The 20,191-nt window shown below is 56.4% G+C and carries 18 protein-coding genes, 7 tRNA genes and 2 other RNA genes; 11 read left to right on the top strand and 16 right to left on the bottom strand.

Annotated features, from left to right (window positions below; genetic code table 11):
- Positions 1–195 precede the first annotated feature (195 nt).
- From FKM52_RS09340 to FKM52_RS09310, 7 genes are all read right to left on the bottom strand, one after another.
- Positions 196–1,605 (bottom strand): sodium:solute symporter family protein, encoded by a 1,410-nt coding sequence (locus tag FKM52_RS09340; protein WP_181407918.1) that lies wholly within the window; start codon positions 1,603–1,605, stop codon positions 196–198.
- Between the two features lie 235 nt (positions 1,606–1,840).
- A non-coding RNA gene (locus tag FKM52_RS09335) (RtT sRNA) lies at positions 1,841–1,966 on the bottom strand.
- Between the two features lie 29 nt (positions 1,967–1,995).
- A non-coding RNA gene (locus FKM52_RS09330) (RtT sRNA) lies at positions 1,996–2,121 on the bottom strand.
- 29 nt (positions 2,122–2,150) lie between these two features.
- Positions 2,151–2,226 (bottom strand) — tRNA-Lys (locus tag FKM52_RS09325).
- A 2-nt stretch (positions 2,227–2,228) separates the two neighbouring features.
- A tRNA-Val gene (locus FKM52_RS09320) sits at positions 2,229–2,304 on the bottom strand.
- 22 nt (positions 2,305–2,326) lie between these two features.
- Positions 2,327–2,402, bottom strand: a tRNA-Val gene (locus FKM52_RS09315).
- A gap of 38 nt (positions 2,403–2,440) precedes the next feature.
- Positions 2,441–2,516, bottom strand: a tRNA-Val gene (locus tag FKM52_RS09310).
- A gap of 271 nt (positions 2,517–2,787) precedes the next feature.
- On the opposite strand from FKM52_RS09310, the gene gltX reads away from it, so the two are divergent.
- Positions 2,788–4,203: a glutamate--tRNA ligase gene (gltX, locus tag FKM52_RS09305; protein ID WP_141175934.1), complete on the top strand. Its 1,416-nt coding sequence runs from the start codon at positions 2,788–2,790 to the stop codon at positions 4,201–4,203.
- Positions 4,204–4,254: 51 nt separating this feature from the next.
- Here the strand turns inward: gltX and FKM52_RS09300 are convergent, their stop codons facing one another.
- Both FKM52_RS09300 and FKM52_RS09295 read right to left on the bottom strand, forming a co-directional pair.
- Complete coding sequence (locus FKM52_RS09300; protein WP_141175933.1) at positions 4,255–4,608, bottom strand: YfeC-like transcriptional regulator; 354 nt, start codon at positions 4,606–4,608, stop codon at positions 4,255–4,257.
- 125 nt (positions 4,609–4,733) lie between these two features.
- Positions 4,734–5,522 (bottom strand): formate/nitrite transporter family protein, encoded by a 789-nt coding sequence (locus FKM52_RS09295; protein WP_141175932.1) that lies wholly within the window; start codon positions 5,520–5,522, stop codon positions 4,734–4,736.
- Between the two features lie 419 nt (positions 5,523–5,941).
- Between FKM52_RS09295 and FKM52_RS09290 the strand changes: the two genes are divergently transcribed.
- The 3 genes from FKM52_RS09290 to FKM52_RS09280 all read left to right on the top strand — a co-directional run bounded on the left by FKM52_RS09290 (position 5,942) and on the right by FKM52_RS09280 (position 6,265).
- A tRNA-Ala gene (locus tag FKM52_RS09290) sits at positions 5,942–6,017 on the top strand.
- Between the two features lie 48 nt (positions 6,018–6,065).
- Positions 6,066–6,141: transfer RNA gene (locus FKM52_RS09285), tRNA-Ala, on the top strand.
- Positions 6,142–6,189: 48 nt separating this feature from the next.
- Positions 6,190–6,265, top strand: a tRNA-Ala gene (locus tag FKM52_RS09280).
- A 214-nt stretch (positions 6,266–6,479) separates the two neighbouring features.
- On the opposite strand, the gene FKM52_RS09275 is transcribed toward FKM52_RS09280, so the two are convergent.
- Entirely contained in the window at positions 6,480–7,667 is a 1,188-nt protein-coding gene (locus FKM52_RS09275) for a NupC/NupG family nucleoside CNT transporter (protein WP_141175931.1), read from the bottom strand.
- Positions 7,668–8,027: 360 nt separating this feature from the next.
- Between FKM52_RS09275 and FKM52_RS09270 the strand changes: the two genes are divergently transcribed.
- Positions 8,028–9,272 (top strand): Nramp family divalent metal transporter, encoded by a 1,245-nt coding sequence (locus tag FKM52_RS09270; RefSeq protein ID WP_141175930.1) that lies wholly within the window; start codon positions 8,028–8,030, stop codon positions 9,270–9,272.
- Positions 9,273–9,301: 29 nt separating this feature from the next.
- On the opposite strand, the gene FKM52_RS09265 is transcribed toward FKM52_RS09270, so the two are convergent.
- Positions 9,302–9,655, bottom strand: a complete 354-nt coding sequence (locus FKM52_RS09265) for a DUF2502 domain-containing protein (protein WP_141175929.1) — start codon at positions 9,653–9,655, stop codon at positions 9,302–9,304.
- 147 nt (positions 9,656–9,802) lie between these two features.
- Complete coding sequence (locus FKM52_RS09260) at positions 9,803–10,792, bottom strand: aldo/keto reductase (RefSeq protein WP_141175928.1); 990 nt, start codon at positions 10,790–10,792, stop codon at positions 9,803–9,805.
- A gap of 215 nt (positions 10,793–11,007) precedes the next feature.
- Here FKM52_RS09260 and FKM52_RS09255 point away from each other — a divergent pair, with 215 nt between their 5' ends.
- Together FKM52_RS09255 and glk are read left to right on the top strand one after the other, a co-directional pair.
- The gene (locus FKM52_RS09255; protein ID WP_141175927.1) at positions 11,008–12,660 is read left to right on the top strand and encodes an alpha-keto acid decarboxylase family protein; all 1,653 of its coding nucleotides are present in this window, start codon (positions 11,008–11,010) and stop codon (positions 12,658–12,660) included.
- Between the two features lie 160 nt (positions 12,661–12,820).
- On the top strand, positions 12,821–13,786 hold the full coding sequence (gene glk, locus FKM52_RS09250; protein ID WP_141175926.1) for a glucokinase: 966 nt from the start codon (positions 12,821–12,823) through the stop codon (positions 13,784–13,786).
- A gap of 29 nt (positions 13,787–13,815) precedes the next feature.
- On the opposite strand, the gene FKM52_RS09245 is transcribed toward glk, so the two are convergent.
- Positions 13,816–14,553 (bottom strand): LytR/AlgR family response regulator transcription factor, encoded by a 738-nt coding sequence (locus tag FKM52_RS09245; protein ID WP_141175925.1) that lies wholly within the window; start codon positions 14,551–14,553, stop codon positions 13,816–13,818.
- Positions 14,554–14,566: 13 nt separating this feature from the next.
- The gene (locus tag FKM52_RS09240; protein WP_280115550.1) at positions 14,567–16,273 is read right to left on the bottom strand and encodes a sensor histidine kinase; all 1,707 of its coding nucleotides are present in this window, start codon (positions 16,271–16,273) and stop codon (positions 14,567–14,569) included.
- A gap of 224 nt (positions 16,274–16,497) precedes the next feature.
- On the opposite strand from FKM52_RS09240, the gene alaC reads away from it, so the two are divergent.
- Complete coding sequence (gene alaC, locus FKM52_RS09235) at positions 16,498–17,736, top strand: alanine transaminase (RefSeq protein WP_141175924.1); 1,239 nt, start codon at positions 16,498–16,500, stop codon at positions 17,734–17,736.
- Positions 17,737–17,779: 43 nt separating this feature from the next.
- Here alaC and ypdK read toward each other — a convergent pair whose 3' ends face one another.
- The gene (gene ypdK, locus FKM52_RS09230) at positions 17,780–17,851 is read right to left on the bottom strand and encodes a membrane protein YpdK (RefSeq protein ID WP_128178783.1); all 72 of its coding nucleotides are present in this window, start codon (positions 17,849–17,851) and stop codon (positions 17,780–17,782) included.
- Between the two features lie 229 nt (positions 17,852–18,080).
- Here ypdK and FKM52_RS22140 point away from each other — a divergent pair, with 229 nt between their 5' ends.
- The 3 genes from FKM52_RS22140 to FKM52_RS09215 all read left to right on the top strand — a co-directional run bounded on the left by FKM52_RS22140 (position 18,081) and on the right by FKM52_RS09215 (position 19,427).
- The gene (locus FKM52_RS22140) at positions 18,081–18,302 is read left to right on the top strand and encodes a hypothetical protein (RefSeq protein ID WP_181407917.1); all 222 of its coding nucleotides are present in this window, start codon (positions 18,081–18,083) and stop codon (positions 18,300–18,302) included.
- Positions 18,303–18,366: 64 nt separating this feature from the next.
- Positions 18,367–18,819 (top strand): universal stress protein, encoded by a 453-nt coding sequence (locus tag FKM52_RS09220; protein ID WP_141175923.1) that lies wholly within the window; start codon positions 18,367–18,369, stop codon positions 18,817–18,819.
- Between the two features lie 326 nt (positions 18,820–19,145).
- Complete coding sequence (locus FKM52_RS09215; protein WP_141175922.1) at positions 19,146–19,427, top strand: putative periplasmic lipoprotein; 282 nt, start codon at positions 19,146–19,148, stop codon at positions 19,425–19,427.
- Between the two features lie 149 nt (positions 19,428–19,576).
- On the opposite strand, the gene FKM52_RS21680 is transcribed toward FKM52_RS09215, so the two are convergent.
- A complete protein-coding gene (locus FKM52_RS21680) occupies positions 19,577–19,723 on the bottom strand; it encodes a hypothetical protein (protein WP_181407916.1) in 147 nt (48 codons plus the stop codon).
- Positions 19,724–20,191: the final 468 nt, after the last annotated feature.

The raw sequence follows: 20,191 nt of genomic DNA, 5'->3' as shown, positions 1-20,191 counted from the left end.
CTATCGGTCAGCGTCGGGCAGGGCTTGAGGCAGCTAAACGTAAATCTTGCGCCAGGAAAACGAAAAGAAAGCGAAAAGGCTGCATAAAATGGTAATAAGCAACGTGAAAAAGCGGGCGTCGGACAGAATATGCCCGCCGCCGCAGCGTAAGCTCCGGCAAAAGAGGGATAGGTTCGCCGGGCTGCCTGGCAGCAATTATTCGCTGTATAACGATGGCGAGCCTTTTACGCCGAGGAACTTATCAATTTGACGCGTAATCAGGAAGCTGATTAAGCTCATTAACGCGCCGATGATAATGGCGTAAATGCCGTAGGGCTGACCAAGAAGTTGCCAGACTATCCCGGCCAGGGTGCCGACAATAATCGACAGTAAGCCGGCGCGCGGCGTAACGTAATCCGCCAGCAGGCCGTACAGATAAGCGGCAAACGGGCCGGTGGCGCGAATAGTAAAGGCAAAAATCAACAGCTCAATAATCTGCTGGCTGAAGAAGGCGATAACAATAGCGATAACGCCGGTAATGATCACAATTCTTTTGCTGTTTTTCAGCTCGCTTGCCGAGGTATGCGCCTTTTTATCAATAAACCCGTAATAGATATCCTTGACCATAATGCTGGAGGCGCCCAGCAAATCGCCAGAGCCGCTCGACATGGTCGCGAACAGCACGGCGGAGAGTATTACTCCGGCAAACAGCGGCGGCAGCTTATCCGCCGCGGTGATCGCCAGCGCATCGTTGGCGGCGATATCGGGATAATAGACGGAGGCGATAAGACCGAAAATGGCCGGCACCAGCGCATAGGCCGCGATCGTCAGGCCGCACAGCAGGGCGCCGCGTATCGCTATTTTTTCATTTTTCGCCGAGTAAAAACGCTGAACCGCTTCCTGGCCGGTACAAAACGTCATGAAGTACATAACGATCAGGCCGATAATCGAACCCCACCCCAGCCGGGTGGTGGATAATTTTTCCTGCGGCAGGGCGTGGAAAACGTGCGTCCAGCCTGCGGGATCGCTGGCCAGAATATAGATCACTGCAATGGAAAAGCCGAAAACGATAATAAAAAACTGGATGAAGTCGGTAAGCGACAGGCTCCACATGCCGCCGACCCACGTATAAAAAACCAGCAGGCAACCGGCGACCAGCAACGCTACCGAGAAGTTAATATTCAGCATTACGCTGACCACGGTCGCGCAGGCGGTAATTTGCGCCGCCGCCAGGGAGATTAAAGAAATAACCGACAGGATGCTGGTAATTAAATGGCTGCTTTTGCCATAACGCCTGCCGATAATTTCCGGCACCGTTGTCGCCATCGCCCGGCGCATATAGGGCGCAATAAACGCCACCAAAAAAATACCGATGCCGGTAGCGATAACGTACCAGGCGGCGGAGATTCCCCACTCGCCATAGGCTTTGGCCGTTACGCCAATAGTGCTGCCGCCGCCGATTTCCGTGGCCGCCAGCGTGCCCGCCAGCATAACCGTACCTAAGCGTCGCCCGGCAAGATGATAATCGTCCGAGTTGTTGATTCGCGTTCTGGCATAGAGAGATACGCCAATCATGATAATGATATACAGAATAACGATGACGGTAATAATGGAATGGTTACTCACGCTGTGGCCCCCCTGATTTAACCTGACAGCTTCTTAGCAAGAAGCAGACCAGCGGCCGGCAGGCGAGGGGATCAGCGATTCTGGCGGCCAGGGAGGGCGCTGAAGGCGACAAAAAATGATAATAGGTAAATTATTAATTGATGAATTTATTAACCTGCTAATTGATAACTTCGCATGAATGGCGATGCGACCGGGCGTGATAAAAATCTCAAAATGAGAGCAAATTATCAGATGAATAACCGGGCGGCAGGATGACTCGGCTTTGCCTCGCCCTGCGGGCCGTTGCCAGAGGCAACGTTGTCTCGCCTGCGTTCGCCCCGAAGCTGCTGCAGGTTCTCATCCTGCCGCTTCGGCATAGCAAAAAGGCGCCGTTAGGGCGCCTTTTTACACTGGTGGGTGGTGCAGGATGACTCGGCTTTGCCTCGCCCTGCGGGCCGTTGCCAGAGGCAACGTTGTCTCGCCTGCGCTCGACCCGAACCTGCTGCAGGTTCTCATCCTGCCGATTCGGCATAGCAAAAAGGCGCCTTTAGGGCGCCTTTCTACACTGGTGGGTCGTGCAGGATTCGAACCTGCGACCAATTGATTAAAAGTCAACTGCTCTACCAACTGAGCTAACGACCCGATGGTGGGTGATGACGGGCTCGAACCGCCGACCCCCTCCTTGTAAGGGAGGTGCTCTACCAACTGAGCTAATCACCCGTTTCGGTGCGACAGTCAAAGATGGTGGGTGATGACGGGCTCGAACCGCCGACCCCCTCCTTGTAAGGGAGATGCTCTACCAACTGAGCTAATCACCCATCTTTGAAGCTGTCTTACACTGCGGGCCATCTGAAGATGGTGGGTGATGACGGGCTCGAACCGCCGACCCCCTCCTTGTAAGGGAGATGCTCTACCAACTGAGCTAATCACCCCCGCTGTGTGGAGTCGCATTATAGGGAGAGTTGGCAATGAGTCAACGCTTTTTAAATTGAAAATGTTTGTTCGACTTAAAATTAGGCATCCTGTCGCGCTTTTAGCCGAAACTGCCGCCGCAGCGGATGAAAATTCAGTGACCTGACGCATCATCGCCGGGTTTGCCGTTGAGGAATCAAAGGCAGGTGATAGAATATGCGCACTGAATCCATGCATGAAAAATACCTTTTCTGTCATTCCGCAGAAAAACTGCGCACTAAGGCAAGCTCAATGAAAATCAAAACCCGTTTCGCGCCGAGTCCGACCGGTTACCTGCATGTCGGCGGCGCCCGCACCGCACTTTATTCCTGGCTGTTTGCGCGTAACCACGAAGGCGAATTTGTCCTGCGCATTGAGGATACCGATCTGGAGCGCTCCACGCAGCAGGCCATCGATGCGATTATGGATGGCATGAACTGGCTCAACCTCGACTGGGATGAAGGCCCTTACTATCAGACCAAACGCTTCGATCGCTACAACGCGGTGATCGACGAGATGCTGGAGGCGGGAACGGCCTATAAATGCTACTGCTCAAAAGAGCGTTTAGAGCAGCTGCGCGAAACGCAAATGGCGAACGGCGAGAAGCCGCGCTATGACGGCCGCTGCCGCGACAGCCATGAGCATCATGCCGCTGATGAGCCGCATGTGGTGCGGTTCCGCAACCCGCAGGAAGGCTCAGTGGTGTTTGACGATCAAATTCGAGGTCCGATTGAGTTCAGCAATCAGGAGCTGGACGATCTGATCATCCGTCGTACCGACGGCTCGCCGACTTACAACTTCTGCGTGGTGATCGATGACTGGGATATGGAAATCACCCATGTAATCCGCGGCGAGGACCACATCAACAATACGCCGCGCCAGATCAATATCCTGAAGGCGATCGGCGCGCAGGTGCCGGTGTATGCTCACGTCTCGATGATTCTGGGCGACGACGGTAAAAAACTCTCCAAGCGTCACGGCGCGGTAGGGGTCATGCAGTATCGCGACGATGGTTATCTGCCGGAAGCGCTGCTCAACTATCTGGTACGCCTGGGCTGGTCGCACGGCGATCAGGAGATCTTCTCAATCGACGAGATGAAACAGTTCTTCTCGCTGGATGCGGTAAGCAAATCCGCCAGCGCCTTTAATACCGAAAAGCTGCTGTGGTTGAACCACCACTATATCAACACGCTGCCGCCGGAATATGTCGCCACCCATCTGCAGTGGCATATTGAGCAGGCGCAGATTGATACCCGTACCGGCCCTGAGCTGGCGCAGCTGGTGAAACTGCTGGGCGAACGCTGCAAGACCCTGAAAGAGATAGCAGCCTCCTGCCGCTATTTCTACGAAGACTTTGACGCCTTTGATGCGGATGCCGCGAAAAAACATCTGCGTCCGGTAGCGCGCCAGCCGCTGGAGCGAGTGCGCGACAAACTGGCCGCAATTAGCGACTGGACGGCGGAGAATGTCCATCAGGCGATTCAGGCGGCGGCGGACGAGCTGGAAGTCGGAATGGGCAAAGTTGGTATGCCGCTGCGTGTTGCGGTAACGGGAGCAGGGCAGTCGCCCGCGCTGGACGTGACCGTACAGGCGATCGGCAAAGCCCGTACCGTTGCGCGCATCGAACAGGCGCTGGCGTTTATCAGCGAGCGCGAAGCGCAGGGCTGAGGTTTAACCCCGCCCGTTTAACGACAAAACCGGAAGCAAGCTTCCGGTTTTTTATTTATCCTCAATATTCAGTCGCTGCAGCAACCCTTTCACGCCCTCGCGCAGCAAGAGCTTTTGCAACGTCTCCTGTTCCAGCGGCGTCATCTGCTGAACGCAGGAGATCAGCAGCGTGGGCAGGGTTCCCTGCTTCGCCAGATAGGTGCCCGCAGGTTCGGCGGCGTGACGTACGGCGTTCAGATAGTTGTTGACCCGCTCATCGATCTTTACGATGCGCGCTTTGCCGCCCTGGACGCCCGGTTTGGGCCTGGTGATCCAACCTTCGCGCTTAATCCATTTATTGATTGTCTGGCGCGTATAGCCTGTCCGTTGGGCAAGCTCATCCGGAGTTAACCATTCCTCTTTCACGTTTCCCTCCCTGTAAACTTAAACCACAGGCAAATATATTACATGAAAACGTGATGGTATTAACTAACGTGGATCACTAACAGAAAAGCTGCTGTCCTCCACCGACAGGCGAAGGACAGAAAAGATTAACGCGAGGCGGGAGCGGCTTCCGGCGCCGGACGATATGCGAGGAAGTAGGCAAGGCCAACGAACACGGCGCCGCCAACGGCGTTGCCCAGGTAGACGCCGACAAAGTTCGGCAGATAGTCCGCCCAGCTCAGCTGGCCGGCAAAAATCGCCGCCGGGACGATAAACATATTCGCCACCACGTGCTGAAAGCCGATAGCGACAAAGGCCATAACCGGAAACCAGGCGCCAAAGATCTTGCCAACCATATCTTTACTGGCGAACGCCAGCCAGACGGCAAGGCATACCAGCCAGTTACAGCCGATACCGGAAATAAACGCGTGGGTAAAATCGGCGTTTACCTTGGCGCTGGCGATGGCGACGGTTTTATTCAGGTAATCTCCTTCGGTCATGCCCAGGATATGGCCGAAGAACCAGGCTACCGCCACGCTGCCGATAAAGTTGGCGACGGTGATCCAGAACCAGTTGCGCAGCACGCTGAAGCCGCTCACCTGACGGGCAAACCAGGCGATGGGCAACGTCAGCATATTACCGGTCAGCAGCTCGCCGCCGGCGAGGATGGTCAGAATCAGGCCAACCGGAAAAACGGCGGCGCCGAGAAAGCCGCCGAAAGAGCCCCAGTCGGCCGGCAGCTTGTTAATTACGTGCAGATCGAGCAGAAAGCCGACGGCGATAAAGGCGCCGGCCATAAAGCCAAGAATTAACAGAGAGGAAACCGGCAGGCGGCTTTTCGCTACCCCCGACTGAATAGCGATGGCGGCGATTTCTTTAGGTGAATGCAAGGACATAATAGCTCTGGTGTGTTAGTCAAAAGATCAGGTTGGTTTTCGCCGCTCACCGGCGGCAGGGCGCGGCTGGTAAGGGATGCGATTAACCATTCAATTAATTAGCGCGCGAAGTTTTGCATAGCGCATTAACAATAACAAGCGGCTTTTATAATTAAATTAACCATGAATTAACAAGCAAAACCCGCCGGGCGCGCTGCCAGCGGGAAATCTTTCCACAACGCCAATTTGCATCATCAACCCGCCCTGAAACCCGCGCTACAGGAGGATTGTCCGGCACTAAATTTGTTGTTTGCTGCCGACGTCAGGCCGCCGTTTGACGCCTTTTTCAGCGATCGGACACAGATTTTAAATTTGCCGTTGACACCCCGAAGGCGGTTTCATATCATGCGCTCCGTCAACACGACACGATTATCCGGTTCGGGGCTATAGCTCAGCTGGGAGAGCGCCTGCTTTGCACGCAGGAGGTCAGCGGTTCGATCCCGCTTAGCTCCACCAAATCTTATCCCAAGGGGTTTGGCGACGGTTAATCACTATCTCTGATGTGGGGGTATAGCTCAGCTGGGAGAGCGCTTGCATGGCATGCAAGAGGTCAGCGGTTCGATCCCGCTTAGCTCCACCAAATCTTATCCCAAGGGGTTTGGCGACGGTTAATCACTATCTCTGATGTGGGGGTATAGCTCAGCTGGGAGAGCGCTTGCATGGCATGCAAGAGGTCAGCGGTTCGATCCCGCTTATCTCCACCATTATTTCAGTTATTCCTGTTTATCCTGCTGTTGTTACCTGTCCTGATGCTCCCGTTTTGATCTCTGCGATCCGGCATTCAGTCGTTTTTTGCTGCGCCTGCGCATCGCTAAGCCGGTTTTGCTGCACGCCTCTGTCGCTGCGTAACGCCGTCCGAAAGCGGGGCGTAAAAAAACCGGGCGAGGCCCGGTTTTTCCTGTCAGCAACGGCAAGCCGTCAGCCCAGCACCAGGCCGGCGATAGAGGCGGACAGCACGCTTACCAGCGTAGAGCCGTACAGCAGCTTCAGGCCGAAGCGCGAAACCACGTTGCCCTGCTCCTCATGCAGACCTTTAATCGCCCCGGCCACGATGCCGATCGATGAGAAGTTAGCAAAGGAGACCAGGAACACGGAAAGGATGCCTTCGCCGCGCGGCGAAAGGTTGGCGGCGATTTTTTGCAGTTCCATCATCGCGACAAACTCGTTGGAAACCAGCTTGGTAGCCATAATGCCGCCTACCTGCAACGCTTCATTGGCCGGTACGCCCATGATCCAGGCGAACGGGAAGAAGATATAGCCCAGCACGCCCTGGAAGCTGATGCCGAAAATGGCGTCAAACAGCGCGTTGATGCAGCTAATCAGGGCGATAAAGCCGATCAGCATCGCCGCAACGATAATCGCCACGCGGAAACCGGCAAGGATATATTCGCCCAGCATTTCAAAGAAGCTCTGGCCCTTATGCAGATCGTTAAGCTGCAGATCCTCTTCTTTCTCTACGCGGTAGGGGTTGATCAGCGACAGCACGATAAAGGTACTGAACATATTCAGCACCAGCGCGGCAACCACATATTTCGGCTGCAGCATGGTCATATAGGCGCCGACGATCGACATGGAAACGGTGGACATTGCGGTAGCGGCCATGGTGTACATGCGGCGCTGCGACATCTGTCCAAGGATATCTTTATAGGCGATGAAGTTTTCTGACTGTCCCAGAATCAGTGAACTGACCGCGTTAAAGGATTCCAGTTTGCCCATGCCGTTAATTTTCGACAGCACCGTACCGATAGCGCGAATAACGATCGGCAGGATGCGCAGATGCTGCAAAATACCAATCAGGGCGGAGATAAACACGATAGGACAAAGAACATTGAGGAAGAAGAACGCCATTCCTTTGTCATTCATACCGCCGAATACGAAGTTGGTCCCTTCAGCCGCGTATTTCAGCAGGTAGTCAAACAGGCCGGCAAAGCCTTTTACGAATCCCAGGCCAGCTTCAGAGTTGAGGAAAAACCACGCAAGCAGCACCTCAATCACTAACAGCTGTACAATAAAACGGACGCGGATGCTTTTGCGATCGCGGCTCACCAGCAAAGCCAGCACGGCAACCACAACCAGCGCCAGAACAAAGTGCAAAATGTGGGACATGTATGCTCCGATTTTGAGGCAGATTATATTTCGCTGCGTATTCTATGTAACAGCGAGCGTAAAAACGAGATCAAGTCCACAATATAACAATTACTTGTCGCCATACTCACCAGAAAAGTCTTACCGATCACAACTGTAACACTGATTAAAAAACCCACATATTTATTGTTAACATTCCGGGCATGACATAGAGTTAAAGTGTTGCTGAATTTTAAACGGTCAGCTATTGTGAATAAAAGTATAGCCGTTGCTATACTTTATAGCGTTAGCTATCACAACGATAACGATAACCGAATTTTACCCTGGTTCAAGTCCCTTTACGCTGTAAAGGCGACACCACTCTCAGACAGGATAAACACTATGTTAGAAGGCCGCACCGCGGAACGAGCAGCACGCGGAGCCCGTAAAATCAAGCTGGCGCTGTTGGGGCCGGCTTTTATTGCGGCAATTGGCTATATCGATCCGGGCAACTTCGCCACCAACATCCAGGCCGGCGCCTCCTACGGCTACAAGCTGCTGTGGGTGGTAGTGTGGGCCAATGTTATGGCGATGGTGATCCAGCTGATGTCCGCCAAGCTGGGCATCGCTACCGGAAAAAACCTGGCTGAACATATACGCGATCGCTTTCCGCGCCCGGCGGTGTGGTTCTACTGGGTGCAGGCGGAAATTATCGCTATGGCTACCGACCTGGCGGAGTTCATTGGCGCCGCGCTCGGTTTCAAAATGCTGCTTGGCATCTCGCTGCTACAGGGCGCGGTACTGACCGGCGTCGCCACTTTTCTGATTCTGATGCTGCAAAATCGCGGGCAGAAGCCGCTGGAGCTGGTGATCGGCGGACTGCTGCTGTTTGTCGCCGCCGCCTATATTGTCGAGCTGTTCTTCTCACAGCCGAAAATGAGCGAGCTGGTGCAGGGGATGGCGCTGCCGTCGCTGCCGACGGCGGATGCGGTCTTTCTGGCGGCGGGCGTGCTGGGCGCCACCATTATGCCGCACGTGATCTACCTGCACTCCTCGCTGACGCAAAACGGCGGGGGCGACAGCTCGCGTAGCGAGCGCTACTCTTCCACCAAGCTGGACGTGGCGATCGCCATGACTATCGCCGGATTCGTGAACCTGGCGATGATGGCGACGGCGGCGGCGGCTTTCCACTTTAACGGACACGCCGGGGTGGCGGATCTCGATCAGGCTTATCTGACGCTGAAGCCGCTGTTAAGCGACGCCGCCGCGCTGGTCTTTGGGTTGAGCCTGGTGGCGGCGGGTCTTTCCTCGACGGTCGTCGGCACGCTGGCGGGGCAGGTGGTGATGCAGGGCTTTATTCACTTTCATATTCCGCTCTGGCTGCGTCGCGCCATCACCATGCTCCCTTCTTTTATTGTGATTATGGCGGGATGGGATCCAACGCGCATTCTGGTCATGAGCCAGGTACTGCTCAGCTTTGGCATTGCGCTGGCGCTGATCCCGCTGCTGGTATTTACCGGCAAGCGGGAGCTGATGGGCGATATGACTAACTCGCGTATCATGCAGGGCGCAGGCTGGCTTATTGTAGTATTGGTAGTTGCGTTGAATATCTGTCTGCTGGCAGGCGAGGCGCTGGGCCTCGGCTGAGAAAGCGGCGCCGCGCGGGCGGCGCCGGGTTAATCGTGATGATGGCGGTGATGTTTCTCCCACTGGCGGTGCTCGCGCTCGCGGGCGCGCTCATAGTGTCGCCACTCCCGCTCCCGCCGCCATTCGCGACGCTGCCACTCCCGCTGGCGTCGCCACTCCTCATGACGCCACCAGCGTCCCTGCTGCCACTCATAGCGGTTACGCCACCAGCGCCCGTCGCGCCAGCGATCGCCATCCCAATATTGTCCGTGACGATCGCGATCGCCCAGCTGGAGGGTGACGCCAGGCAGCAGGGTAAGCGTGGCGCCGTCGGCACGTGCTGTGTGTATTGTGAAAGGGGATAAACATGCCAGCAAAGCGGCAATAATAATGGCGCGTCTCATATTTCTCCTTATCAGTGCGCAAACAGCGGCACCGTAGCGCCAGCATATAAATAACGCGCGTAAATAGCAGCTATCGCTATCTGAAAAAGATAAGGCCGGTCTGAATTGGGATTTTTCTGGCTGCGCGCCGGCAGCCAGAAAGAGGCGTTAGCTCAGCAGCGCGTCGATCTCCTGTAGCTCCTGGGCGCTGAGCGGGCTTTGCTGCAGCATCTCTACCGCATCGTCAATCTGGCTGGTTTTGCTGGCGCCGATCAGCACGCTGGTCATTGCCGGCTGACGCAGCACCCAGGCCAGCGCCATCTGCGCCAGCTTCTGGCCGCGGCGCTGGGCGATGGCGTTCAGCTGCTGCACCTTCGCCATTTTTTCCGGCGTCAGCTGATCGACGTTCAGGAAGCGGCTGCCGCTGGCGGCGCGTGAATCCTCCGGCACGCCGTGCAGATAGCGGTCGGTCAGTACGCCGCCGGCCAGCGGAGAGAAGGCGATACAGCCGACGCCTTCACGCTGCAATACTTCCAGTAGCCCTTCTTCCGGCTGGCGCTCAAACAGCGAATACTTCGGCTGGTGAATCAGGCAGGGCGTGCCCAGCTGGCGCAGAATCTCAATCGCCTGCGTCGCAAGCTCCGCGGGATAGTTGGAAATAGCGGCATACAGCGCTTTCCCCTGACGCACCACCTGATCGAGCGCCATCATGGTTTCTTCCAGCGGCGTTTCCGGGTCCGGGCGATGGTGATAGAAAATATCCACGTACTCCAGCCCCATACGCTTCAGGCTCTGATCGAGGCTGGAGATAAGATATTTACGCGATCCCCAGTCGCCGTAGGGGCCATCCCACATGGTATAGCCCGCCTTGCTGGAGATAATCAGCTCATCGCGGTAGGGACGAAAATCTTCGCGCAGAATGCGGCCGAAATTCTCCTCGGCCGATCCCGGCGGCGGACCATAGTTGTTGGCCAGATCGAAGTGGGTAATGCCGCGATCGAAGGCGTGACGCAGCAGCTCGCGGCTGTTATCGACGCGCGTGCTGTCGCCAAAGTTATGCCACAGGCCAAGCGAAACGGCGGGCAGTTTAAGGCCGCTGCGGCCTGAACGACGATACTCCATCTGCTGATAGCGGGCGGTATCCGGTTGATAATGCATGGCGGTTCCCTGAAAGACGTGGAGAAAAGGATTAAGCAGCTTAGTAGTGTATACGTTTACACGCGGTAAAAAGCGCGCGATAGCTCGCAATTACAGAAATTTCTTTTAGCGTAACGTCCGCTTGCCACGGCGCTAAGACGGATAACAATATCGTATGTCGACGCGACGACAGAATATTCGATACTGAAACGATCTTATTACGCAAGGAGTCTGCTATGTCTGCCTTTACCGTAAGTGATTATCTGCTGCAGCGCCTGCATGAAATCGGTATCAATCATCTGTTTGGCGTGCCGGGCGACTTTAACCTGGCCTTTCTTGATCGGGTGATCGCTCATCCGCGGCTGGCCTGGGTAGGCTGCGCCAACGAACTGAATGCCGCCTATGCGGCGGACGGTTACGCCCGCAGCAGCGGCGCGGCGGCGCTGCTGACTACCTTTGGCGTGGGCGAACTGAGCGCCATCAACGGCACGGCGGGCAGCTATGCGGAATATCTGCCGGTTATTCACCTCGTCGGCGCGCCCTCGCTGGCGGCGCAGCGGCGCGGCGATCTTATTCACCACTCGCTGGGCGACGGCGATTTCCGCCACTTTTTGCGTATGCAGCGTGAGGTAAGCGTGGCGCAGGCGGTGCTCACTGCGGAAAACGCCGGCGCCGAAATCGATCGGGTGATTAGCGAAGCGCTAACCCAGCGGCGCCCCGGCTATCTGCTGCTGCCGGCGGATGTGGTGGGCGCCGCCGTCAGCGCGCCCGTGCGGCCGCTGGCGCCGCGTAACGTCGCCGATCCGCAGGTGCTGGCAGCCTTTCGCGCCGCGGCGGATAAATTACTGGCGCAGGCGAACAGCGTTTCGCTGCTGGCGGATTTTCTCGCCGATCGCTTTGGCGTGCGGCAGCAGCTGGCGCACTGGCTGGAAGCGGTTCCGCTGCCGCATGCCACGCTGCTGATGGGCAAAGGCGTGCTGAACGAGCAGCGGCCGGGCTTTGTCGGCACCTATGCCGGCGAAGGCAGCGCGGAAGCTACCCGTCGGGCGATCGAGCAGGCGCAGGCGATTATCACCGTCGGAGTGCGCTTTACCGATACCATCACCGTTGGCTTTACCCAGCGCATTGCGCCCGCCAGCAATATTGATGTCCAGCCCTTTAGCGCGACGGTAGCGGGCGAGCATTTCTCTCCGCTGCCGATGAGCGCGGCGGTAACAGAACTGCGCCGGCTGTGTGAACGCTACGCCGCCCGCTGGCCGCAGCCCGTCGGCTCGCCCGCGCCGCTGGCGCCGGCAGATCGCCCCGGCATGACGCAAAACGCTTTCTGGCAGGCGATGCAGACTTTTCTGCGGCCAGGCGATCTGATCCTGGCGGAGCAGGGCACCGCCGCCTTTGGCGCGGCGGCGCTGCGTCTGCCCGCCGGCGCGCAGCTGCTGACGCAGCCGCTATGGGGATCTATCGGCTATACTTTGCCGGCGGCCTTCGGCGCGCAGACGGCGCAGCCTGAGCGGCGGGTCATTCTGCTGATTGGCGACGGTTCGGCGCAGCTGACGGTGCAGGAGCTGGGCTCGATGATGCGTGATAATCTGAAGCCGCTGATTTTCCTGTTGAACAATGAGGGTTATACCGTGGAGCGCGCCATCAACGGCGCCGGGCAGCGCTATAACGATATTGCCGCCTGGAACTGGACGCAAATCCCGCAGGCGCTGAGCGAACACTGCCCGGCGCAGAGCTGGCGCGTGGCGGAGCCGGTACAGCTTACGGAAGTCATGAAACTGATCGCTGACGCGCCGCGTCTGTCGCTGGTGGAAGTGTTGCTGCCGCAGCTCGATCTGCCGCCGCTGCTGCAACAGGTTTCCGCAGCGCTGAACCGGCGCAATTCGGCATAGCGATTTCAGAAAGTTGGCGCTGTTCAGCGCCGGCGTTCACGGTTATGGTAGCGGGCGATTCGGCAAAACGCCCACCTTTCTTTGCGGTGGGCGTTGTTGTTTTACCAGGGGAAATTTATAGTGTCCCGTAAAGAATTATTTTAAGCGGAGCAGCAGAATAATGTCTAAATACGCTTTGGTGGGCGACGTTGGCGGAACCAACGCGCGTCTGGCGCTGTGCGAAGTCGAGACCGGTCTGATTTCTCAGGTCACCACTTATTCTACCTCGGAGCATGCCAGCCTGGAGGCGGTGATCCGCCTGTTTTTGCAGGATCGGGCGCAGGAGGTAAAGGATGGCTGTATCGCTATCGCCTGCCCGATCACCGAAGACTGGGTAGAGATGACCAACCACGACTGGGCGTTCTCGACCCAGGCGCTGAAAACCAGTCTCGGCTTCGGGCATCTGGAAATTATCAACGATTTCACTGCGGTATCGATGGCGATTCCGATGCTGACGGAAAACGACGTGCTGCAGTTTGGCGGCGGCGCGGCGGTAAAAGATAAGCCGATCGCCGTGTACGGCGCGGGCACCGGGCTGGGCGTGGCGCATCTGGTCCATGTCGATCGTCGCTGGGTCAGCCTGCCGGGCGAGGGCGGCCATGTCGATCTGGCGCCGAACAGCATTGAAGAAGATATGATTTTGCAGGTGCTGCGCGAAGAGCTGGGCCACGTCTCCGCTGAACGCGTGCTCTCCGGCTCCGGCCTGGTCAATCTCTATCGCGCCATCGTCAAAGCGGATAAGCGCGTGCCGGAAAACCTGAAGCCGAAAGATGTCACCGAGCGGGCGCTGGCCGATAGCTGCACCGACTGCCGCCGCGCGCTGTCGCTGTTCTGCGTGCTGATGGGACGCTTCGGCGGCAATCTGGCGCTTAACCTCGGCACCTTTGGCGGCGTTTATATCGCCGGCGGCATCGTGCCGCGCTTTCTGGAATTCTTTAAGGCTTCCGGCTTCCGCGCCGCTTTTGAAGATAAAGGCCGCTTCCGCGACTATGTGCATAATATTCCGGTCTATATGATCACTCACGATCAGCCGGGGCTGCTGGGCGCCGGGGCGCACCTGCGCCAGACGCTGGGGCGCGTGCTGTAAACGCGGGCGGGCAGCCCCGCCCGTCGTAGTTACAGATGCATCAGCTGGCGAAAGGCTTTCACCTTGCTGCGGCTTACCGGCACCTGAAAATCCAGGTCGCGCAGCCGCAGTAAATAGGTGTTGTTAAACCAGGGTTCGATTTCGCGGATTTTATTCAGATTGACGCAGAACGAGCGATGGCAGCGAAAAAACTGCGGCTCCGGCAGCCGGCTGCAAAACTCGCTTATCGCCACCGACATCACATACTCTTCCCGTCGCGTATAAACAAAAGTCAGTTTTTCATGCGCCTCGACGTAGTAAATATCGTTAATATCGGTGACGATAATCCGCTCATCCTTGATCAGATTAACGGTTTGCACCGCCGGACGCGGCGCCGGCGTCTCTGACGGCAGCGGCTGACGCTGCTGCTGCCAGTGCGCTTCCAGTTTGTGCAGCATGGCGACGATGCGTGATTCGTGCCAGGGCTTGAGAATATAGTCGAAGGCTTCCAGCTCAAAGGCCTGCACCGCATGTTCCTTCCACGCGGTAATAAAGACAATCTGCGGTTTACTGGCGAACTTGCTGATGTTTTGCGCCAGCAGCATGCCATCCAGCGAGGGAATATTAATATCGAGAAAAATCACGTCTACTTCGTTGTGCTGAAGAAATTTCAGCACGTCGAGACCGTCGTCAAAGCAGGCGACGATCTCAATGGCGCTGTGCTGCTTAATGATCCAGCTCAGCTCCTGCTGCGCCAGAAACTCATCTTCCACAATAATCGCTTTCACTTACTTCTCCTGCTCAGGCCGTCAGCGCGCGCGTTTTTTCCGGCAGCTTTTCGCCATTTTTACTGATATCGAAGGCGATTTCCGTGCCCGGATGCAGCTGGGTAATCTGTAGTCCGCCGCCGTACAGCAGCTTCACTCGGTGATGTACGTTCAGCAGGCCGATTTTATTGCCCGGCAATTCGTTGCGCGCTACCCGCGCCATTACCTCGTCGCTGATGCCGTTGCCGGTATCGCGTACCGCGATGCGCACCCGATCGCCGCGATCCTCCACCGACAGCGTCACCACGCCTTTACCGCGGCAGGGTTGAATGCCGTGGACGATGGCGTTTTCCACCAGCGGCTGAATCAACAGGCTGGGCAGCGTGCAGTTTACCTCTTCATCAATATGGTAAATCATCGTCAGCTTATCGCCGAAGCGCGCCTGCTCAATGGCGATATAATCCTTCACCTGATACAGCTCTTTTTTAATATCGATCGGCTCGTCGTCGTTCAGCTCCAGGTTGTAGCGCAGATAGCGCGACAGATTGATGATCAGCTGGCGGGCGGTATCGGGATTCAGGCGGATCGAGGAGGAGATGGCGTTCAGCGCGTTAAATAAAAAATGAGGGTTGATCTTGCTTTGCAGGGCGCGCAGCTCCGCCTTGTTCGCCATCTCGCGCAGCTGCTCGGTGCGCGACACCTCCAGCTGGGTAGAGATAATCTGCGACAGGCCCACCGCCATCTCCTTCAGCGACCAGGTAATGCGGTGCGCATGTCGATAGTAAATTTTCAGCGTGCCGGTTACTTCGCTCTTTTCCCACAGCGGAATGACGATCATTGAATGGATATCGCGCGTGCGCCACGCCTCATCGTTATTTTTAATAATGATTTTGCCGTAGTCGATCGCCTGTCGGGTGGTAGGGCTGAGGCTATCGTCGCCGTCATGATAGTGCTGTTCGCCGTAGCCGACGTAGGCGAGGATCTGATGCTTATTGGTGATCGCCACCGCATCGGCGTTGATATCGTGACGAATGATCTCGCACACCTGGCGCAGCGAATCGCTGTTAACCTGGCGGAACAGCGGCAGGGTTTTATTAGCGATATCCAGCGCCAGCTTGGCGTGACGCGCGGCGATCGCCTCTTTTTCACCCTCGACGCTCTGCACCAGCAGCACAATCAGGCCGATGCTGACCGCGCCGAGGATCATCGGAATCGCGATTTCCGAGACGATTTCAATGCCCAGCGCGGCGGGGCGCGCCCAGAGAATAATCAGCAGCATGGTCAGCGATTCGCACAGCATGCCGCCGAGGATCCCCAGCCGCCAGCGCTGCTCTTTGGCTACCTTCAGATTGATCCAGCCCGATACGATGCCGGCAAGAATGCTGGTAATCAGACAGGGAACGGAAGAAACGCCGTGGATATCGATTAAAAAGCGATGCAGACCGGCGATGACGCCGGTGGCGATGCCGACCCAGGGGCCGAACAGAATGCCGCCGGACATCACGGCGATAATACGCACGTTGAGCAGCGAGCCGTCGACGTTGACCGCCGACCAGGTGCTGAACAGCGCAAACAGCGAAAAGATGGCCGTTACCGCCATCAGCTCCTGGCGCGAGTGTTCATCTTTTTGCAGCAGCTGACGAAAATGGCGCGTGCGCGTCAGAAAAAACAGGCAAATCAGCATCAGGGCGGCGCGGTCAAACACCGCCAGCAGCATATCGAATATGGATTGCACGGGCATCTCATGGCTTAATTCATAAGGCGTAATAATAAGAAAAGTCATCGCCGTACGCCACGATCTTCCGCCTTTTCTTGCCAGCTGTCGGGCAGTCGGCGGCGGCAACAATTTATTTTCATCGCCCTGTCGACAAACTGACCGCCGCCAGGCTATGGTCAATCTTCGACCGCATCGGCGGTCAGCGTCGCTCGGACGGTCCGGGCGCTTACGTACTCACAGAGGTTGCTATGGCTGATAACAGCTCGTCTCGCCGTTTTTCCCGTATTGAACGTCTTCCTCCCTATGTGTTTAACATCACCGCTGAGCTGAAAATGGCTGCGCGTCGGCGCGGCGAAGATATTATCGATTTCAGCATGGGCAATCCCGATGGCGCGACGCCGCCGCATATCGTGGAAAAGCTCTGCCAGGTGGCGCAGCGCGAAGATACGCACGGCTACTCCGCCTCGCGCGGCATTCCCCGCCTGCGTCGGGCGATCTCCCGCTGGTATGCCGATCGCTATCAGGTTGAGATCGATCCCGAATCGGAGGCGATCGTGACCATCGGCTCGAAAGAGGGGCTGGCGCATCTGATGCTGGCGACGCTCGATCATGGCGATACCGTGCTGGTGCCGAATCCCAGCTACCCGATCCATATTTACGGCGCGGTGATCGCCGGCGCGCAGGTGCGCTCGGTGCCGCTGGTGGCGGGCGTCGATTTCTTTAACGAGCTGGAAAGGGCGATTCGCGAAAGCTATCCCAAGCCGAAAATGATGATCCTCGGTTTTCCCTCGAATCCCACTTCGCAGTGCGTTGAGCTGGATTTCTTTGAGCGCGTGATTGCGCTGGCGAAGCAGTACAACGTACTGGTAGTGCACGATTTCGCCTATGCCGATATCGTCTATGACGGCTGGAAGGCGCCGTCGATCATGCAGGTGCCGGGCGCGCGCGACGTGGCGGTGGAGTTCTTTACCCTGTCGAAAAGCTACAATATGGCGGGCTGGCGCATCGGTTTTATGGTGGGCAACAAGGAGCTGGTGGCGGCGCTGGCGCGCATCAAAAGCTATCACGATTACGGTACCTTTACGCCGCTGCAGGTGGCGGCTATCGCCGCGCTGGAGGGCGATCAGCAGTGCGTGCGCGAGATCGCCGAACAGTATAAGCGGCGGCGCGACGTGCTGGTAAAAGGGCTGCATGAGGCGGGCTGGATGGTGGAAATACCGAAAGCCTCAATGTATGTCTGGGCGAAAATTCCTGAGCACTATGCGCATCTCGGCTCGCTGGAGTTCGCCAAACGGCTGTTGCAAGAGGCGAAGGTATGCGTTTCGCCCGGCGTCGGCTTCGGCGACTATGGCGATACCCACGTGCGTTTCGCGCTGATTGAGAACCGCGATCGTATTCGTCAGGCGGTGCGGGGAATTAAGGCGATGTTCCGCGCCGACGGTATTCTGCCGGGGACAGTAAGAAGCAGCGAGCCGCAGGCAGAGTGAAGTAAAATCGGGCGACGCCCGGCGTCGCCCCCATTTTGCTCGTTTACAGCATCAGCACGAAAGTGCCAACCCAGATCAACAGGAAAAAAGAGATTCCCATTAACGCGTATTTCACCTTAATACTCCTCTGAGCGGTTACGACGGTGGCGATCCCAGGCCAGCGCAACGCGAACAGAATGGCAACAGGATGCGCTTTCTGACGTGCGGCATCGTTGTTTCCGGGTCGTTCTGAGTAACTCAGAACAGGATCGCGCGCTAATTTACGCGCATTTATAAACAAAATAAACAGGCGCAATCCTGAGAAGAAAACCGGTTACTCTGTCGTAATCTCCGGCACCGCCGCGATGCCGACGCGCCAGATTTGGCTGCTGCGCGTCGAGCGTGATTTTTACCGGCAGACGCTGCGCTACTTTAGTAAAGTTACCCGTGGCGTTATCGGCGGAGCAGGTCGCGCCGGGCGCGATGTTTTCGCCCCGGCCATAAAAACACTGGCCGGCCATAGCTCCGGCGGGCGGGCGCCGGCGGCGCGCTTTGACAACCATAAGGCGCGCGTCATGAAATACTAAAATGTAAAGCAGCGATGATGCGTAAGATCGGTAAACATCTGGCGCACGATTAAGGACTGACAACATGACAATGCTACTGGTGGCGATAGATAATTCGGATGTGTCGCGCAAAGTCGTTGCGCTGGCGGCGGAACAGGCGCGCGCGCTAAAAGCGCAGGTAATGGTGCTGTGCTGTATCGATCCCGCCAGAGCCACCTGCGGCGAACCGCTGGATATCACCGCCGCGGAAGATCCGGCCGATTTTGGCGCAACGCTGGATGAACAAAACACCGCCGAGCTGGTGATTCGTCACGCGCTGGCGCAGCTGCTGGGCGCCGGTATTGAAGCGCGCGGACGTGTCGTGGCGGGCGAAGCGGCGGAAACCATTGTGGCGCAGGCCAGCGCGCTGAACGCAGAGATGATTATTATGGGGCGACGCCATCTGTCGCCGTTTAACCGCCTGCTGAAGGGCTCGGTAAGCGCGGCAGTAATTGAACGAGCGCACTGTCCGGTGCTGATTGATGTACGCGCGCAGTAATTCGCCGACGCTGCCCGCACTTCCTCCCAAATAACCCGCCGCTATTTTGCGTATTATGCCCGACGCCGGCCAGCCATAAAAAAAGCCCGCTCGCAGCGGGCATTAAAGAGTCAGTACGTTTTTTTTATCGTTATATAACCTGGTGTATGGCGCAGACATCATGGCGTCCGGGTTGATAATCGCACCTTAGCGACAGCAGCGCTAACCGTTAACCTGAATTAATTCAATCGGTAAAAACGTTGATGATGCGTTGCGTATTGCGGGGCATTCTGATTGCGCCTGCGCTGCCGCCTGTTAAGATGCCGCACCAGCATTAAGGAACAAAGATGAAAAGTAAAATTTACGGCGCACTGGCGCTGTTTTTATTAGCAGGCTGCACCACCAGTAAGCCAGGGGCGTTTGAACGCGTGGATGAAGATACCGTTTCGCATACGGTTCAGTATCGTTTTCATCCGCAGAAAGTGGATAAAACGGCCATGGAGCTTGATGTGGCGCATTATTGCAGCGCGCAGGGCTTCGATCTGGTTGCGCCGCTGCCGCCGCAGGAAAGCTATATTCCGGGGTTGCAAACCGCCTGGTATCAGTGTAATTACGCAATAAAAAAGTAATCCCTTATTGGTGTAACTATCTGATCAAAACGTAATAAAGAAATGGGCGAGAATATTCTCGCCCAATTATTTCTTACTTTATATTTATAATATTGCTGTATGCAGGCTTTGCCGCAGGGCGCGCTACCGTGGCGCGCCCGTTTAGAATTCTATCTGCCGCGATGATGATGCCAGCCGTGATGGTTGCCGCGATCGTGGTGCCATCCCGCCCCTGGGCCGCGGTCGTGCGCAATTATACAGCCGCTGAGCATACTGACAATCGCCAGAACAGAAACGGTTTTTATCATTATTCGCATCTTGCATTCCTTCATTGCCTTAATGATGGTTACTTTACTAGCTAAAAGTGAAGGAATAACGGCTCCATTGTAGAGTTAATTAGTTAAATATTTATAAATGTTTCACTCAGCTCAGAATAGAGGAAAAGGGCCGGCGAAAAATATAGGAATGAGCTGAATGCAGGAGAAGTATAGCAGGAATTTTCTTAAATAAGATTAAATTTATATTCTCATTCTCATTTGCCGTCCAGGTTATTCTGGCGCTAAAAAGGCGGAAGAGAAATAGCGGCTGCGGCGATTTGTTATCCGTTCTGCTGGCCCGATCTCTTTTACGCCCGACGCTACAAATTAAGCGTACCGGTAGTCTGATAAGCTGAATCAGGAAAACCAGCTAAAGCGATGAAAAGCAGCCGGTTCCGCTGATTATTCAAACGCGGCCGCCGTGGATCGCCCGCTCTTACCCTGTCCGGCTGCGGGGCGCCGTTGCGC

Source organism: Mixta tenebrionis (genome assembly GCF_006517625.1).
In the GTDB taxonomy this organism is placed as follows: Bacteria; Pseudomonadota; Gammaproteobacteria; order Enterobacterales; family Enterobacteriaceae; genus Mixta; species Mixta tenebrionis.
This window is presented reverse-complemented; position numbering and strand designations above follow the sequence as displayed.